The 16,030-nt window shown below is 67.8% G+C and carries 14 protein-coding genes and 1 pseudogene; 10 read left to right on the forward strand and 5 right to left on the reverse strand.

What is annotated here, in order from left to right; all coding sequences use genetic code 11:
* Positions 1-353: 353 nt before the first annotated feature.
* Positions 354-1,046, forward strand: a complete 693-nt coding sequence (locus ACYKG1_RS11585; protein WP_478470531.1) for a hypothetical protein — start codon at positions 354-356, stop codon at positions 1,044-1,046.
* A gap of 46 nt (positions 1,047-1,092) precedes the next feature.
* Here ACYKG1_RS11585 and ACYKG1_RS11590 read toward each other — a convergent pair whose 3' ends face one another.
* Both ACYKG1_RS11590 and ACYKG1_RS11595 read right to left on the reverse strand, forming a co-directional pair.
* Complete coding sequence (locus tag ACYKG1_RS11590) at positions 1,093-1,518, reverse strand: organic hydroperoxide resistance protein (RefSeq protein ID WP_262082479.1); 426 nt, start codon at positions 1,516-1,518, stop codon at positions 1,093-1,095.
* Between the two features lie 123 nt (positions 1,519-1,641).
* The gene (locus ACYKG1_RS11595; RefSeq protein ID WP_478470532.1) at positions 1,642-2,307 is read right to left on the reverse strand and encodes a TraX family protein; all 666 of its coding nucleotides are present in this window, start codon (positions 2,305-2,307) and stop codon (positions 1,642-1,644) included.
* A 114-nt stretch (positions 2,308-2,421) separates the two neighbouring features.
* On the opposite strand from ACYKG1_RS11595, the gene pip reads away from it, so the two are divergent.
* Positions 2,422-3,369 (forward strand): prolyl aminopeptidase, encoded by a 948-nt coding sequence (gene pip / locus ACYKG1_RS11600; protein ID WP_478470534.1) that lies wholly within the window; start codon positions 2,422-2,424, stop codon positions 3,367-3,369.
* Positions 3,370-3,527: 158 nt separating this feature from the next.
* Here pip and ACYKG1_RS11605 read toward each other — a convergent pair.
* A pseudogene (locus ACYKG1_RS11605) lies at positions 3,528-3,887 on the reverse strand (autotransporter outer membrane beta-barrel domain-containing protein); the annotation flags it as partial.
* A gap of 402 nt (positions 3,888-4,289) precedes the next feature.
* Here ACYKG1_RS11605 and ACYKG1_RS11610 point away from each other — a divergent pair.
* From ACYKG1_RS11610 to ACYKG1_RS11645, 8 genes are all read left to right on the forward strand, one after another.
* Positions 4,290-4,589, forward strand: coding sequence for a hypothetical protein (locus ACYKG1_RS11610; RefSeq protein WP_006447714.1), 300 nt, complete (start codon positions 4,290-4,292; stop codon positions 4,587-4,589).
* Positions 4,590-4,652: 63 nt separating this feature from the next.
* Complete coding sequence (gene mgtA / locus ACYKG1_RS11615) at positions 4,653-7,412, forward strand: magnesium-translocating P-type ATPase (protein WP_478470536.1); 2,760 nt, start codon at positions 4,653-4,655, stop codon at positions 7,410-7,412.
* A gap of 30 nt (positions 7,413-7,442) precedes the next feature.
* On the forward strand, positions 7,443-8,183 hold the full coding sequence (locus ACYKG1_RS11620; RefSeq protein ID WP_100472614.1) for an MgtC/SapB family protein: 741 nt from the start codon (positions 7,443-7,445) through the stop codon (positions 8,181-8,183).
* 111 nt (positions 8,184-8,294) lie between these two features.
* Positions 8,295-9,350: a sensor histidine kinase gene (locus ACYKG1_RS11625; RefSeq protein WP_262082473.1), complete on the forward strand. Its 1,056-nt coding sequence runs from the start codon at positions 8,295-8,297 to the stop codon at positions 9,348-9,350.
* Positions 9,343-9,984, forward strand: coding sequence for a response regulator transcription factor (locus tag ACYKG1_RS11630; protein ID WP_478470538.1), 642 nt, complete (start codon positions 9,343-9,345; stop codon positions 9,982-9,984). Before ACYKG1_RS11625 ends, ACYKG1_RS11630 begins: the two co-directional genes overlap by 8 nt.
* Before the next feature lie 323 nt (positions 9,985-10,307).
* Positions 10,308-11,504, forward strand: coding sequence for a cell surface protein (locus ACYKG1_RS11635; RefSeq protein WP_478470540.1), 1,197 nt, complete (start codon positions 10,308-10,310; stop codon positions 11,502-11,504).
* Positions 11,505-11,517: 13 nt separating this feature from the next.
* Complete coding sequence (locus ACYKG1_RS11640; protein ID WP_478470542.1) at positions 11,518-13,005, forward strand: DUF6384 family protein; 1,488 nt, start codon at positions 11,518-11,520, stop codon at positions 13,003-13,005.
* 16 nt (positions 13,006-13,021) lie between these two features.
* Complete coding sequence (locus ACYKG1_RS11645; protein WP_478470543.1) at positions 13,022-14,467, forward strand: hypothetical protein; 1,446 nt, start codon at positions 13,022-13,024, stop codon at positions 14,465-14,467.
* Here the strand turns inward: ACYKG1_RS11645 and ACYKG1_RS11650 are convergent.
* A complete protein-coding gene (locus ACYKG1_RS11650; protein WP_262082468.1) occupies positions 14,464-15,642 on the reverse strand; it encodes a low temperature requirement protein A in 1,179 nt (392 codons plus the stop codon). The genes ACYKG1_RS11645 and ACYKG1_RS11650 overlap by 4 nt on opposite strands.
* Positions 15,643-15,650: 8 nt before the next feature.
* Positions 15,651-15,917 (reverse strand): hypothetical protein, encoded by a 267-nt coding sequence (locus tag ACYKG1_RS11655; RefSeq protein ID WP_100472636.1) that lies wholly within the window; start codon positions 15,915-15,917, stop codon positions 15,651-15,653.
* Positions 15,918-16,030 lie beyond the last annotated feature (113 nt).

A 16,030-nucleotide genomic window follows, 5' to 3' on the forward strand; every position in this document is an offset into this window, starting at 1 on the left:
GCGGGAAGAATGGAGCGCCAGCATGCGCGGCAGGGCTGGCAGCCGATGTAGGACAAGATCCAAAAACGCGCCAATGCATGACGCATTCATCCCACCAGAGGGCGCTGCCCACATTTCGAACTTGTCCTGTTCCTGTGAGGGCCGGGACTGGGGACGCTGATGCTCCCCCCGTTGTCGAGGACATCGCGATGAAGTCTGCATGGAACCGCGAACGCCTTTGGGCAGTGCGCCTGATGGCTGGCCATGCCTGTCACCGTGCAAGCCTGCGGGTGGGCGCGGCCCTGCTTCCCTGCCTGCCGCCCCGGATGCAGAACCGCATGGCGGAAGAGGCCTTCGCTTGGATCGGGCCCCGATTGCAACCGCATCGCCACACTCGCGCCCTCGGTGCGCTGCAGCAGCTGGGCCACAAATCCTCCGCAGCAACCCGGCTGGCCGCGCGTTTCCTGGCCACCAGCTGGATCCGCCAGACCAGGTTCCATCGCCTGCGGCATCTGCCGTTCCCTGCCCAGCAGGACGTGCTGCGTGCGATGAGGTGGCACGACCCGCTCGCGCTGTGGGCCGCCGCCGCCGGCCGGCGACGGGTCATCTGCATACTGCCCAGCGGCGACATGGAACTGGCCATGGCGGCGCTGCTGGATCGCCCGGGCGCGCCGTCACACTACTTCATCAGCACCTACCACCGGCAGGGGTCACCTCGCCATCGCGTGCTGGCGGCGCTGCAGCGGCAGGGCCATCGCCTGGATATCGGGCAATCAGGGCAGTCCGGCCAGGCCTGGCGCCATCTTCGACGCGGCGCCTCGGTGGTGACCAAACTCGACCCCTGGAGCGGAGATGGCCGCGAGCCTGGGCCATTGCGGCTTGCCCGCCTGGCGCAGGTGCCCGTGTTGCTGCTGGGCCACCGCTGTGATGACAGCGAGGCCGGGACACTGCACGTGCTGGGCGAATTCGGCGCCGAGTCGATGGCCGGCGACGCCGCCTCGCTCCGGGCTGCGGCGCTTGCCTTTCTTGCCACTGCCCCGCATGACTGGGCTGACCTGGACAGGTAGCCGCCGCAACTGGCCGCAGCACGTTTCCGTGCTGCGGCGGGCTTCATCACGCAATGATCAGCGATACGTTGATGTTGTTGCGGGTGGCATGCGAGTACGGGCAGACGACGTGTGCCTTTCGCACGAGGTCCTCGGCCTGCACGGTGGGCACGCCCGGCAGCGAGATGGTCAGCGCAACGTCAATGGCGAAGCCGGTGCTGACCGCACCGATGCCGACGCGGCCGGTCACGGATGCATCATCGCCGATGGCAATGCTCTCCTGGCCCGCCACGTACTTGAGCGCGCCGAGGAAGCAGGCCGAGTAGCCGGCAGCGAACAGCTGTTCCGGGTTGGTGCCGGTGCCGCCGGTGCCGCCCAGTTCGGCGGGGGTGGACAGGGCGATGTCCAGCATCTTGTCGGACGAAGTGGCGCGGCCCTCGCGCCCGCCGACGGCGGTGGCCTGGGCTGAGTACAGGATCGATTCGATGCTCATGCAATGCTCCGGTGGGTTGAGTGGACAGGTGGCGGTCTGTCCCGCCACCGTTCCATCCTCTACCCCGGCACGCAGGCCTTCCATCGGACAGCGACGATAGCGTTGCAGCCGCCACGCACGCACTCAACCGTGCAGATGCACGTACACGGCCAGCAGCGCCAGATGCCCGACGTAATACCCATAGAACGCCCAGCGCCAGCGCGGCAGCCGCCATTGCACGCGCGCCACCGCCAACGCAACCGGGATGGCCAGCAGCGCCCAGCCATTGTGGTTGACCCGGCACACTGCCGCCCAGCCGACCAGCAACAGCCACCACGCGCGATGCCGGAACGCCAGCCAGCCCAGCAGCACGAAGCCAACGCCGGCCCACTGGTAATCCACCAGCATCGGCGCCATGCCAGCAGCAAGCAGCAACAGCAGTGGGCGGTTACTGGCCAGCGCATGCACGGCCACCGCAGCCAGCGCGAAGGTAAGCAGGATGTTGAGCGGCAACCAGTAACCGAAGGCCAGTGCATGCAACGGCTGCGCGATCACGCCCCATGCGGCCAAACGGCTGATCGACTTGCGCAGGTCCGCACCCGGCTGGGCCAGGTTGCAGGCCATCACCAGCGCAAACAGCGGGAACGCGATGCGCCCCAGTTCGCTCACGACCGGCAGGTAGCCACCGTAGACCACTTTTGCCACGTGGTCGCCGGTCATGGCCAGCAGCGCGAGCCACTTCAGCAGCTCGCGGCCGCCGCTGCTGAGCGTGGGTCTGAGCGTGGACGTCCCTGTCGTGGTCGCTTGCATCGCGGAAGCTTATGCGCATCGGCCAGCGCATTTCCAGCGCCGGGAAGGCGCACGCCACTGCAGGCCGCAGGCGGCGGCGCTATGCTGGCGGCCTCTGTTTGTGAGATGCCCGCCATGCGCACGCTGTACCCCGTCATCGAACCCTACCGCCAGTTCACCCTGCCGGTGAGCGATCTGCACACCCTGCATATCGAAGAGTGCGGCACGCCGGAGGGCATTCCGGTGGTGTACCTGCACGGCGGTCCGGGTGCGGGCATTTCGCCCACCCACCGCCGCTTCTTCGATCCGGCGCGCTACCGCATCGTGCTGATCGACCAGCGTGGCAGCGGCCGCTCCACGCCGTTCGGCGAGCTGCGCGACAACACCACGCAGGACCTGGTGGCCGACATCGAGAAGGTGCGCGGGCACCTGGGCATCGAACGTTGGCTGGTCTACGGCGGCTCCTGGGGCTCGACCCTGTCGCTGGCCTACGCCCAGGCCCATCCCGAGCGCGCCACCGGCCTGATCGTGCGCGGCGTGTTCCTCGGCCGCGAGATGGAGAACCGCTGGTTCGCGGAAACCAGCGGTGGCGCGCGCTGGATCTTCCCGGAGCGCTGGGACCGCTATGAGGCTTACATCCCGGAGCAGGAGCGCAGCGACATGATTGCGGCCTACTGGACGCGCCTGGACAGCGCCGATGAGGCCACCCGCATCGCCGCCGCGCAGGCCTGGCTGGGCTGGGAGGACAACGCCGCCACCCTGCAGCATGACGTGGATGCGGTGTCCACCGATGATCCGCTGGACACGTTGGCCAAGGCCCGCATGGAAGCGCACTACTTCCGTAACGGCATCTTCCTGGAACCGGACCAGCTGCTGCGCGACATCGATCGCATCCGCCACCTGCCCGGCGTGATCGTGCAGGGCCGCTACGACATCATCTGCCCGCCGCGCAGCGCGTGGGACCTGGCCAAGGCCTGGCCGGAAGCCAGGCTGGAGATGGTGACCTCCGGCCACAGCGCGAATGAACCGGCGACGGTGGATGCACTGGTGCGCGCGACGGATGCGTTTGCTGACCGCTTCTGATGCCGACTTGGTAGCGTCGACTGCCAGTCGACTGCTCCTGGCAGGCACGGCGGCCTTTCCGCCACCCTGCCCCGTGTCGCCTTACCACGCGACCCTGTACCGGCCTGCGCGATGACATTGCAGTAGTTCTGGCCGCCGCGCTGCAGGCTCATTCCGCCCCAGGCGCCGACGCGTCCACCCAGCTCCAGCTCGGCGCCGCCCTGCACTTCATAGCGGTCGCGCGAATTGCCGGCGGCCAGGGTCTGGCCATTGAAATCCAGCGCGTTGGTGGCTGCACCGCGCAACCAGTTCACGCCCAGATAGGGCTGCACGCGGTTGCCCAGTGCCGTTGAGTGGCCGAATACGCGCGCGCCGATGCGCCCGCCCAGACCACCCGCCTCGGCATTGCCGACCGTCGTGCCATGTCGTTCCACATGCTGCCCGGCCTGGAACCGGGTGTAGATGAGCTGTACCTGCGGCTGCACGAACAGCGTTGCCGACGCTCCCCGCCAGACCGGCGCAATACAGCCGCCGTCCACGGTATTCTCCGCCGCCTCAGGGGTCGTGAGGGCAACAAGGCCGTCGCTTACCTGCAGCTCGCCAGCGGCATGCTTCCATCAGACCGGTTCGAAACAGGAGCGCGCCATGCGCTCCGGCAATGGGCCGGCGCAAGCGCTGCCCCCATACCTATACCAACGTATAGCCGGGCTAACCCACGAGCCTCTAGGACTGCCCCATTCAGAGGCGGACAATAGCGCCACTGGCCTGGGCAACCCTGGCCGGCACTCCCACCTCATGGAGACGCAGATGGACCCCGACCCGGCCGGGCGCACCGCGCCCCGGATGCCCGCTTGTTGCCTGTTCCTGGCGCCTGCCCGCCGGTCCCTGCCTGCCTGAGTGACGGGGGATCGCCAGGTGCCGCTTGCCTGGAGATCACCCCCATGTCCTACAAGATCCTCTACATCACCCTGCGTCGCCTGATCGGTGAGCGCGATGTTGCCGCCCTGCGCAGCCAGCTGCTGCAGCACGGCCCGGTCATGTTCGCCCGTTCCCTGTCGCTCGGCTCGCCTCGCGTGGTGGCCGACGCGCTGTCACTGCTGCCGATCAGCGAGCGCATCAATGTGCTGCGCCACCTGCCCTACCCGCTGCGCGATGCGATGAAGCCGCTGTGCATCGGCGGCAGCCAGCGCCTGCACATGCAGCCGTGGTCGCCCGCGGTGCTGGCGATGCGCCACGCCTGACCTGTTCTGTCCGTTCCGTTCGTGTTCCGGCCCCGGCCGGCTCTGACATTCGAGGAGAGTCCCATGAGCCTGCTCAACGCCTGGTTCAACGCCTTCCTGCGCAGCCGTCGCGCAGGCAACCTGTTCCGCCGCCGCGCGATGCCCGAAGCCGGCTTCGGCCCGGGCAGCGCCGAGGCCGCGCCGTTCGCGCTCACCACCGGGCTGGTCACCCTTGCCCAGCAGGATGAAACCCAGCTGCTGGCCACGCTGGAATCGCATGCCGATGGCCTCAGCCCGCACGAGGCCGAGCAGCGGCTGGCCACGCTCGGCCCCAACGAGGTGGATCACGAAAAGCCGCTGCCGTGGTGGCGGCACCTGTGGCAGTGCTACCGCAACCCGTTCAACCTGCTGCTGACCGTGCTGGCGGCGGTGTCCTGGCTGACCGAGGACCTCAAGGCAACGATCGTGATCGGCGCGATGGTGCTGCTGTCCACGCTGATCCGCTTCGTGCAGGAAGGCCGCTCCAACCGCGCCGCCGAGCGCTTGAAAGCGCTGGTCGGCAACACCGCGCGCGTGCTGCGCCGCAGTCCCGGTACCGAAGCGGCCGATGTGGCCGACCAGTACTTCGGCGCACACCTGCACAGCCGTCGCCCGGCACGCCTGCTGGACCTGCCGATCCGTGAGCTGGTGCCCGGTGACCACATCGTGCTGTCGGCCGGCGACATGATTCCGGCCGATTGCCGCGTGCTGACCGCCAAGGACCTGTTCGTGGCGCAGGCGGCGATGACCGGCGAGTCGCTGCCGGTGGAGAAGTTCGCGCACCCGGGCGATGGCCTGGCCGGCCTGCTGGAGCAGCACAACCTGCTGTTCATGGGCACCAACGTGGTGTCCGGCACCGCCACCGCCGTGGTGCTGGCCACCGGCAACCGCAGCTACTTCGGCACCCTGGCCCAGCGCAGCACCGCCACCGACCGTGCGCCCACCGCCTTCCAGGCCGGCGTCAACAGTGTCAGCTGGCTGCTGATCCGCTTCGCGCTGGTGATGGTCCCGTTCGTGCTGCTGATCAACGGCTGGACCAAGGGTGACTGGACCGAGGCGTTCCTGTTCGCGCTGTCGGTGGCGGTGGGCCTGACCCCGGAAATGCTGCCGATGATCGTCACCTCCACCCTGGCCAAGGGCGCGGTGCTGCTGTCGCGGCGCAAGGTGATCGTCAAGCGCCTGGACGCCATCCAGAACTTCGGCGCGATGGAAGTGCTGTGCACCGACAAGACCGGCACCCTCACCCAGGACAAGATCGCACTGGAGCGCCACACCGATGTGTTCGGCCACGATTCGGAGGACGTGCTGACGTTCGCCTACCTCAACAGCCACTTCCAGACCGGCCTGATCAACCTGCTGGACCGCGCGGTGCTCGAACACGTGGAACTGCAGAGTTCGCTGCGGCTGTCGCAGGACTACCACAAGGTGGATGAGATTCCGTTCGACTTCGAGCGCCGCCGCATGTCGGTGGTGGTGTCCGAGCGCGAGGACCACCACGAGCTGATCTGCAAGGGCGCGGTGGAGGAGATGCTGGCTGTGTGCAGCACGGTGCGCGAGAACGGCCAGGACATGCCCCTGGACGAGCGCCGCCTGGCGCGCGTGCGGCAGACCACCGAGGAACTGAACGAACAGGGCCTGCGCGTGGTGGCGGTAGCGATGAAGGAAACCGCCGCCAACCAGACGACCTATTCGCAGGCGGACGAGTGCGGGTTGACCCTGGTCGGCTACGTGGCCTTCCTGGACCCGCCGAAGGAGTCGGCTGCACAGGCGCTGCAGGCGCTGGCCGCGCATGGCGTGGAGGTGAAGGTCTTCACCGGCGACAACGAGCTGGTGACCGCCCGCGTCTGTGCGCAGGTGGGGCTTGAGGCCGACACCATCCTGACCGGCCCGCAGATCGAGCGCATGGATGACGGCGCGCTGTCGCGGGCGCTGCACCATCACCGCGTGTTTGCCCGCCTGACGCCGTTGCACAAGGAGCGCCTGGTACGCGAGCTGCGCGCGCAGGGCAAGGTAGTCGGCTTCCTCGGCGACGGCATCAACGATGCACCGGCGCTGCGCGCGGCCGACATCGGCATCAGCGTGGACAGCGCGGTGGACATCGCCAAGGAAGCCGCCGACATCATCCTGCTGGAAAAGAACCTGATGGTGCTGGAGGAAGGCGTCGTGCAGGGGCGGCGCACGTTCAACAACATGCTGAAGTACATCCGCATGACCGCCAGCTCCAACTTCGGCAACGTGTTCTCGGTACTGGTGGCCTCGGCCTTCCTGCCGTTCCTGCCGATGCTGCCGCTGCAGCTGCTGGTGCAGAACCTGCTGTACGACATCTCGCAGATCGCCATTCCGTTCGACAACGTGGACGAGGAGCTGGTGCGCAGGCCGTTGAAGTGGAACCCGGCGGACATCGGCCGTTTCATGGTGTTCTTCGGGCCGATCAGCTCGATCTTCGACCTCAGCTGCTTCGCACTGATGTGGTACGTGTTCGATGCACGCACGCCGGCCGACCAGGGCCTGTTCCAGTCCGGCTGGTTCGTGGTGGGCCTCCTGACCCAGACCCTGATCGTGCACATGATCCGTACGCCGAAGGTGCCGTTCCTGCAGAGCATCGCCGCGCCGCCGCTGCTGGTGATGACCGGCCTGATCATGGCCATCGGCGTGGCCCTGCCGATGAGCCCACTGGCCGGCTACTTCAAGCTGCAGGCCCTGCCGACCGGCTACTGGCCGTTCCTGGTGGCGATCCTGTTCGGCTATGCAGTGCTGACCACCGCACTGAAGAAATTCTACATCCGTCGCTACGGCTGGCAGTAAGCGCCCGCCGCCTTGTCCAGGGAGAAATGGATGCTCGACATCAATCCGAACCTGCCGGCGTTCAACGCCGGCGCAACCCTGAGCTCGCTGATCAGCCTGTCGGTGGCGTTCGTGCTGGGCACGGTCATCGGCCTGGAACGGCAGCTGCGCCAACGCACCGCCGGCCTGCGTACCAATACGCTGGTGGCGGTGGGTGCAGCGGTGTTCGTCGACCTGGCCGTGCGCTTCCATGACCTGTACGGCGGGCCGCCCTCGCCGCTGCATGTGGTGGCCTATGTAATTTCCGGCGTCGGCTTCCTTGGCGCGGGCGCGATCATGAAGGACGGCGCGCAGGTATCCGGCCTGAACACCGCCGCCACGCTGTGGGGCTCGGCGGCGGTGGGTGCCTGCGCGGGTATCAAGCTGCTGCCGGAGGCGGTGCTGGCGGCGGTGTTCGTGCTGGCCGCCAACACCCTGCTGCGGCCGGTGGTGAACCGCATCCAGCGGCAACCGCTGCCGGAGGCGTTCAGCGAGGCGACCTATGCGATCAACGTGGTCTGCCAGCGTGAGCAGCAGGCCGAAGTGCTGGACCGGCTGTTGCTGCTGCTGGAACAGGCGCACTACCCGGTGCGCGCGGTGGACCAGCGCCCGTTCGGCGAGCGCGACGTGGAGATCGAAGCGGTGTTGTATGCCACCACCGTCGATGCCGGTGAACTGGATGCCGTGCTGGCCACGCTGGCGACCACGCCCGGGGTATTGCAGGGGTTCTGGAACGCCAGCCTGGAGGAGTAGCGTGGTGGGCTATCCGAGGTTGTGCCGACCAACGGTCGGCACCCACCAGGAGCCGGCATCCGCCCAAGGCGGCTTTGCTATCCTTTCCACCCACGCCCGGGAGCCGTTCCGATGCCATCGCTGTCGCCCCGTCGCCCGCTGGTGCTGCTGGCCCTGATCGTCGTGATGGCGGCGATCTTCCTGATCGACACCGTCACCGATTACGCCGTCGCCGCTGCCTGCTTCTACGCAGCGGTCATCCTCGCGGCATCGCGCGTGCTGAGCGGGCGCGGGCTGATCACGCTGGCCATCGCCTGCATCGCGCTGACCGGGCTGAGCTTCTTCCTGACCCGCTTCGGCACCTATCGCATCGGCCTGGTCAACTCGGTGATCGGCATGCTGGTGATCGGCATCACCACCTACCTCGCCCTGAACATGGAAGCGGCCAAGGCAGCCGTGCAGGAAGCGCAGGCCCGCCTGCTGCGCGTGGCGCGCGCCTCCACCGTGGGCGAGCTCACCACCTCCATCGCCCATGAGGTGAACCAGCCGCTGGCGGCCATCGCCAGCAGCGCCGAGGCCTGCCAGCGCTGGCTGGCACAGGACCCGCCGAACGTGGACAAGGCGCGGCAGACCGTGGCCCGCATCCTGGCCGATGCGCATCGTGCCGGTGACGTGATCGCCCGTATTCGTGGCCTGACCCAGGGTGCTGCACCGGAACGACGCGCGTTTGACCTGAACCAGGCCGTGGAGGAAATGCTGGCGCTATCGCGCAGCGAGCTGGACCAGCATGGCGTGGCCGTAGCCCTGCTGCTCGATGCCGATCTGCCGCTGGTGCAGGCCGATCGGGTGCAGGTGCAGCAGGTGATCGGCAACCTGATCCTCAATGCGGTGGACGCGATGGAAGCAGTGCCGCCTGCCGACCGCCGCCTGTCGCTGGTGACCCAACGCGACGGACAGCGGATCAGCCTCAGCGTGCGCGACCGCGGTGTCGGCCTGCCCGCCGACCATCCCGAGCGCGTGTTCGATGCGTTCTGGACCACCAAGTCACACGGCCTGGGCCTCGGGCTCAGCCTGAGCCGTTCAATGATCGAGGCCAATGACGGCCAGATCCGCGCTGAGCGACCGGCAGGTGGCGGCGCCTGCTTTGTGTTCGACCTGCCCATCGCCACGGATTCTCCCCATGCGTAAGCCCGCTGCACCCATCGCCGACCCGGCACCCATCGTTTACGTGATCGACGACGATCCGTCGGTGCGCGCGGCGCTGGAAGACCTGCTGGCCTCGATGGGCCTGCAGGTACGGGCCTTCGCCTCCACCCAGGCGTTCCTCGAACACGAACTGGAGGACGCACCGGCCTGCCTGGTGCTGGACGTGCGCATGCCCGGCCAGAGCGGCCTGGAGTTCCACCGGACGATGGGCAGCCACGGCCTGCAGCTGCCGGTGGTGTTCATCACCGGCCACGGCGACATTGCGATGGGCGTCAACGCGATCAAGGACGGTGCCATCGAGTTCCTGACCAAGCCGTTCCGTGACCAGGAACTGCTGGATGCGATCCACAAAGGCATCGAGATCGACCGCCAGCGCCGTCGCGACGGCGAGGCGCTCGATGCCCTGCAGCAGCGCTGGAACACGCTCAGCGCGGGCGAGCGCGAGGTGGTCGATGGCGTGGTGCGCGGCCGCCTCAACAAGCAGATCGCCGGCGACCTCGGGGTCAGCGAGATCACGGTGAAGGTGCGCCGCGCGCAGGTGATGCGCAAGATGGGCGCACGCACCCTGGTCGACCTGGTACGCATGTACGACCGGCTGCAGGCGGGCACGCCATGAACATCCACGCCGCGATGCTGCGCGCAGTCGACGTCGGCGGCACCGGCCTGCGCACCAACGCTGCTCCCCCCTGCCATCGGTAGGGCTTCACCTGCCCGCCGCCACCGCTACAATGGGCGCGGAATCGCCAGGGGGGCGATCTGCAGGGAATGCACCATGCTTGAACAGGACGCCATCCTCGCCCTTGCCGGGCCTGCCGCCCTCGCCCGGGCTGCCGTGCCGTGCAGCGCACGGCCGCCGCGCCCCTTCCCCTTCGTTTCGCAGCAATCTGCCCGTTCCGCGCGGCAGGTTCTTCATCGCTTGCCCTGACCGGAGCCGTCGAAATGCCCGAGAACACTCTTCTTGCCACGCCGGCCGCTACCGCGCCGATCAAGTACCTCGACCGCGCCATGGCCACGCTGCGCAGCTTGGGCCTGGCTGCCCCGCAGGACAACAACGCACCGGCCATCGCCCTGGTCTCGCAGCTGTCCACCCTCGACCAGGGCCGCGTGGTGGCCATCGCCCGCGTGCTGCAGCAGTCCGGCCATTTCAATGCCGTGATGCGTGATGAAATCAGCTCGGCCAAGGTGTCCGATCGCTATACCGAGATCATCCGCGCCTTCGACAGCATCCGCGACGACGCCAGCGCCATGGTCGAACAGGTGCGCGACGGCAGGATCGACATGGGCGAACGCCTGCAGAACCTGTGGATGAAGGTCACCCGCGGTGACATCCCGAGCCGGTTCGAGAAGATCCACCGTACGTTCCTGGAGGTCAGCCGCGATTCTGCCGAGCAGCTGCAGCGCGAATCGCGCGTGCTGGAGATGTACGGCGACTTCCGCCTGTCGATCAAGGATGCCGAGATCCAGGCGCATGAACTGCTGAAGCTGCAGGAGCAGGTGCTGGCCGATGCGCGCGAGGCGCTGAAGCAGGCGCAGCAGCGCGTGGAATCGGCCGATCCGGCCGCCGATGCCGCCGATACCGGCCGCCTGGTGATGGCCCGCGATGAGGCCCTGCGCAACCACCAGGCCGAGGAATCGCGCTACCAGCTGGCCAAGGACCTGTCCGAGAACCTGCAGGTGAACTACGCCACGTCCGAGGCGATCATGCTGCGCGTGCACCAGTCGCACGAGGTGAAGCGCCGCGTCAACGAGCGCTCGGTGGTGTTCTTCTCCACCAATGAAACCAGCTTCACCGCCTTGAACCTGGCCTTCACCACGCAGATGGGCCTGCACGAGTCCACGCAGGCGCTCAATGCGATGACCGAGGGCACCTCCAAGGGCCTGGAAGCGGTGGCCAACATCGGCGATGACATACTGCACGAGGGCCTGAAGGCTGGTTACGGCGCTACCATCGGTGTCGATTCGGTGCGCAAGCTGGTTGATGCGGTGGTGCGCTTCCAGGAGACCTCGCTGCAGGAAATCGAGCAGCTGCGCAGCCACGCCACCCGTGATTCGGCCGAGATCGCCGAGTATGTCGAACAGGGCAAGCAGCGTTTCGCCGCACTGCTGCAGGCACCGCCGAGCCCGGAGTCGCGCTGAGGTGAGTGCGACGATGGCTCCTGCCGAGCTGCAGGATGCGCTGCTGACCATGGATGTGGTCGACCAGCTGCGCTACCGCAATGCCGAGATGAAGGCGCTGGCCGACAGCGGCCATGACAAGGCGACGCTGAAGCAGCGCCTGCTTGAGCTGTACCGTTCGCAGGGCATCGAGGTCTCCGACGAGATCCTCGAGGCCGGCATCCAGGCCCAGCGTGAGCAGCGCTACCTCTATGCCGCGCCGCGTGGCTGGAAGGCCTGGCTGGCGCGGCGTTGGATCGATCGGGCCCGCCTGTTGAAGTGGGCGCTGCTGGCGGCCCTGGTACTGCTGGTGCTCGGCATGCTGCTGGTGATGGCGCGCAGCTTGGGCGCGTTCGTGCACGAGAGCAACGTGCAGAAGAACGTGCAGGTGCTGAACGACAAGGTAGCCGCGCAGCAACAGGAGGCTGCTGCAGCGCGCGCCCTGCTGGCCGCACAGGAACAGGCCCTGCAGGGGCTGCTGCCCCGTGCCACCGCCAGCGGTGAGCGCCTGCAGCCGCTGACCGAAGGCGCACAGGCCGCGCTGGCCGAAGCACAGCGTCGCTTTGCCGGCGTGCCCGCCGCCATGGCGGACCTGCCCACCCTGATCCGCAAGGACAAGCTCACGCGTATCAGCAGCGGCGGCAGCGCCACCGGCGAACAGGCAGCCGCGCAGGTGGAGCAGCACCGGCAGGCCGCCGCGCACCTGCTGGCGCAGGCCAGGGAAACCCTGCCCACGCTGACCGCGCGCGTGACCACACTCGGCCAGGCCATCGATGCCAGCGAACTGCTGGACACCACCAACGCGGCCGCAAAAGCAGCACGCCTCGCGCCGGACGCCGAGAAGGTACGCGCACGTGCCTACACCGGCGGCGACGTCGCACTTCGCGCCGGCGACATGGCCGTTGCCGGCCAGGCGGTGGCCATCCTGAAGGACCTGATCGGCAGTGCCGACAAACTGGCCGCGCTGAACGAGCGACTGGCCCAGCTCAAGGCCGATGGCCTCGCCACCGGTGTCGGCGGGGAAGACCGCAAGCGCTTCGAGCGTGCGCTGGACCAGGCTGCCCGGCTGGTCCGCGTCGAGACGCTGGCCGAGGCAGGGCCGGCGATGGACGAAGTCGCCCAGCTGGTGGCATTGCTGTCGCAGACCCTGGTCTACCGCATCGTCAACCGCGACGATGAGCGCACCGGCGTCTGGCGCTACAACGAAAAGGCCAACGGTGGCCGCAACTACTACCTGGTGACCGAAGCGCTGGACGAGGCCGGCAAGGCCACCGAACTGCTGATCCGCAATGAGGAAACCGGCAAGGACGAATGGGCCTCGCTGTTCGCCGTACGAGTGCCGGAGGCAACCTACAACCGGGTTGCCGAGGACAAGCAGGACAACGGCATCATCGAAGACGACCAGATCGGCAGCAAGCCGCGCGGCAGCCTGTCGCCGCGTTTCCGCATGCCCGCCACCGGCGGCTACATCACCGAATGGTGATGGGCAAGGAACTGACATGAGAGATCTGAACGATGCGATTGCCGATGTCGAAACCGATATCGGCCAGGTGCAGGCACAACTGGCCGCGCGTGGCGACCAGTGCCGGGAGCTGATCAAGGAACAGGAAGCGTTGCACGGCCGGGTCCGCGAAGACTTCAATGCACTGGCCCGGCTGCAGGCCGAAGCCGCCACTGATTCGCCGCCGGTGGTGGCCAGGGACCTGCTGCAGCAGTCCAGCGCCGACCTGCAACGCCGCGATCGCAAAGCGGCGGTGCTGGCCGACGAGCTGCAGGCGCTGCTGGACATCGAACATTCGCTGCAGCAGCGCTCGCAGGAGGCCGTTGCCGCACGCGACGCCGCCGGCGGACAGTGGCAGGCCCTGCAGGACCAGGTGGACACCACGCTGGCAGCGGAACCCACCTACAGGGTGCTGCAGGACGAGCTGCAGCTGGCCGAGGCGCGCGCCGGCACCGTGGAGCGCATGGCCGCCTCTGCGCAGTCGGAGCATGATGCCAAGGCCGGCGCCTACCAGGCCGACCCGATCTTCATGTACCTGCACCGACGCAGCTTCGGTAGCGCGGCCTATCGGGGCTGGCCGCTGGTGCGCACCGTCGATGGCTGGCTGGCCGAGCTGTGCGGCTTCGACCGCGCCCACCGCGAGTACGCCACGCTGGTCGAGCTTCCGCCCTATCTGCAGGAACATGCCGAACGGGCCCGTGCCGACGTCGAGACCGCCCGCCAGCCGGTACAGCAGGCCCGCGACGCCGCCCTCGCCCACGCCGGTGGCGACCGGCTGCGCCAGCAGCTGCAGGCGGCGCAGAGCGCCGTGGCGCAGGCACTGTTGGCCGAGCAACTGCATCGGCAGACCGTGGATGCCAAGCAGGCACAGATCGATGGTTTCCGCAGCTGGACCGATGCCGAAGGCAGCGCCCTGCTGACCGCGCTGGCGCGCACGCTGTCGGCCAAGAGCATGGACGACCTGTACCGCCGCGTTGCCGCCACCGCCTCCGGCGACGACGATGCCGTGCTCGAACGCATCCATGGCAGTCGCCTGCGCCTGGGCGAGATCGACGGCCTGGTGGTTGAGCACACCCGCGAAATGGCGACACTGAAGAAACGCCTGGACAGCCTGCAGGCTGCGCGCAGGAGCTACCAGGCCGCTGCGGATATCGAACGCCAGGCCTACGAGGCGCCGAGCTACCGCGCCGCCGCCCCCGCCACCGTCGCCGCGTCCTTCTTCAGCACCCCCAGCAGCCGAAGCGTCCCCCGCTCCTCTGGCAGCCTGTTCGACCTGCTTGCGGGCGGATCCAGCAGTTCTAGCTCTCGTTCGGGCTCACGTTCAAGTTCCAGCTCGAGATCGAGTTCCAGTTCCAGTTCCAGTTCCAGTTCCAGCGGCAGCAGCTTCCACAGCGGCGGCGGCATCAGCGGTGGCGGTGGCTTCAAGACCGGCGGCGGGTTCTAGCCCTGCACCTGCCGGGTGCGCCGCTTCAGCCTCGTATCCAGCAGTCCCACGCCCAGCAGCACCAGGCTGGTCAGCCATCCGGCGGCCAGCAGGTGCATCCATGGCAACAGCGGGCACAGCACCAGCAGCGCGGCGGCGCCCAGCAGGTGCGAGCGCGGCGCGTGCCCATAGACCACGCGCTTGTACAGCGCGCTGCCCAGCAGATAGATCAGCGGGCCCGCCACCATCACGGTGGCGTACACCGGGGTGACGGCCGCCGCCGGATGGTCCATGACCAGATCGTTGCCCACCGCCGTGGCGATGATGCCGGCGATCAGCAGCGCGTGCACGTAGTGGAAGTTGGCCCCCATCCGCCCGGGGTCTTCGGCATGGGTGATGGCCTCGGTGGCATCGCGGCTGGAGATGCCGAAGTACAGCCACCACATGGCAATCGTGCCAGCGAAGGTGGCAAGCACCGCGGAGACCACCTGCAGGCTCCAGTGCTCGACCTCGCTCAGCACGCCACCGGTGGCCAGCAACGTCTCGCCCAGTGCGACGATGACGAACAGCTGGCAACGTTCGGCCAGGTGGCCGCCCTCGATGGTCCAGTCGCGGGTGCGCGAACGCCCCATGCCCGGGAACGCGAAGCCGAACATCGGCGAGATGTACTCGCAGGCCACGGCTACCGCCCACAGTGCCAGCCGCAGATTGCCTTCTGCCGCGGCACCCGCCAGCCAGAAGCAGGCCGAGACGCTGACCCAGGCCAGCATGCGGCGGAAGTTCGGCGCCAGTGGATGGTTGCCACCGACCTCGAACAGCACGAACGCGGTTCGCCCCACCTGCATCGTGGCGTAGGCCCCGGCGAACATCCAGGCGCGATCGGCGAACGCCTCGGGAATGGACGAGGACATCAGCAGTGCCAGCAGCATGGTGGCGAACAGCAGCCCGCGGATGCGCGGTGCCTGTGGGTCGAACCAGTTGCTGACCCAGCAGGCGTATTGCCAGCCCAGCCAGACCGCGAACCACAGCACCAGCGCCTGCATCACGCCGGCCATGTCCAGGTGGTGCAGCAGGTGATGGCTGAGCTGGGTGACCGCGAACACGTAGACCAGATCGAAGAACAGTTCTTCGTAGGTCACGCGGGCATGATGGCCATCGCGGTGGCGCAGCGCGGGCAGGCGCAGTCGGGGACTCATGGAACTCCTTAGCGCGCCAGGCGCCAGTACAGGAAACCGGCCAGCAGCGCCGGTACGGCGAACACCAGCAGCAGGATCGGCAGCTCCTCGCGTACTGCATAACCGGCCTTGCTGACCCCTACCCACATGTTGGCCACGGCCACCAGCAGCCAGGTGGCAATGAATGCGATCAGCGCCGTGGGCAGTTGCGAGGTGCCCACGCTCCAGAGATGGCCGAACAGCAGGAACACCCCCAGCAGCAGGACGCCTGCGGTGATCACCAGCATCACATGCATCTATCGCTCTCCTTGTACCCGCAGGCAGGCTAGCCCGGGCCGATTCTGCGCTCCAGCCGATGATCGTGGTTTCACCTTCCAGCCGCAGCGAACAATCGGCCGGGCCAGCGGCA

This window comes from Stenotrophomonas sp. 85239_Sma, assembly GCF_056481725.1.

Bases quoted from the DNA above. Each gene is read 5' to 3' on its own strand.
- ACYKG1_RS11625 (WP_262082473.1), top strand. From the start codon at position 8,295: ATGCCATCGCTGTCGCCCCGTCGCCCGCTGGTGCTGCTGGCCCTGATC.
- ACYKG1_RS11655 (WP_100472636.1), bottom strand. From the start codon at position 15,917: ATGCATGTGATGCTGGTGATCACCGCAGGCGTCCTGCTGCTGGGGGTG.
- ACYKG1_RS11645 (WP_478470543.1), top strand. From the start codon at position 13,022: ATGAGAGATCTGAACGATGCGATTGCCGATGTCGAAACCGATATCGGC.
- ACYKG1_RS11635 (WP_478470540.1), top strand. From the start codon at position 10,308: ATGCCCGAGAACACTCTTCTTGCCACGCCGGCCGCTACCGCGCCGATC.
- ACYKG1_RS11620 (WP_100472614.1), top strand. From the start codon at position 7,443: ATGCTCGACATCAATCCGAACCTGCCGGCGTTCAACGCCGGCGCAACC.
- ACYKG1_RS11610 (WP_006447714.1), top strand. From the start codon at position 4,290: ATGTCCTACAAGATCCTCTACATCACCCTGCGTCGCCTGATCGGTGAG.
- ACYKG1_RS11630 (WP_478470538.1), top strand. From the start codon at position 9,343: ATGCGTAAGCCCGCTGCACCCATCGCCGACCCGGCACCCATCGTTTAC.
- ACYKG1_RS11595 (WP_478470532.1), bottom strand. From the start codon at position 2,307: ATGCAAGCGACCACGACAGGGACGTCCACGCTCAGACCCACGCTCAGC.
- pip (WP_478470534.1), top strand. From the start codon at position 2,422: ATGCGCACGCTGTACCCCGTCATCGAACCCTACCGCCAGTTCACCCTG.
- mgtA (WP_478470536.1), top strand. From the start codon at position 4,653: ATGAGCCTGCTCAACGCCTGGTTCAACGCCTTCCTGCGCAGCCGTCGC.
- ACYKG1_RS11650 (WP_262082468.1), bottom strand. From the start codon at position 15,642: ATGAGTCCCCGACTGCGCCTGCCCGCGCTGCGCCACCGCGATGGCCAT.
- ACYKG1_RS11590 (WP_262082479.1), bottom strand. From the start codon at position 1,518: ATGAGCATCGAATCGATCCTGTACTCAGCCCAGGCCACCGCCGTCGGC.
- ACYKG1_RS11640 (WP_478470542.1), top strand. From the start codon at position 11,518: ATGGCTCCTGCCGAGCTGCAGGATGCGCTGCTGACCATGGATGTGGTC.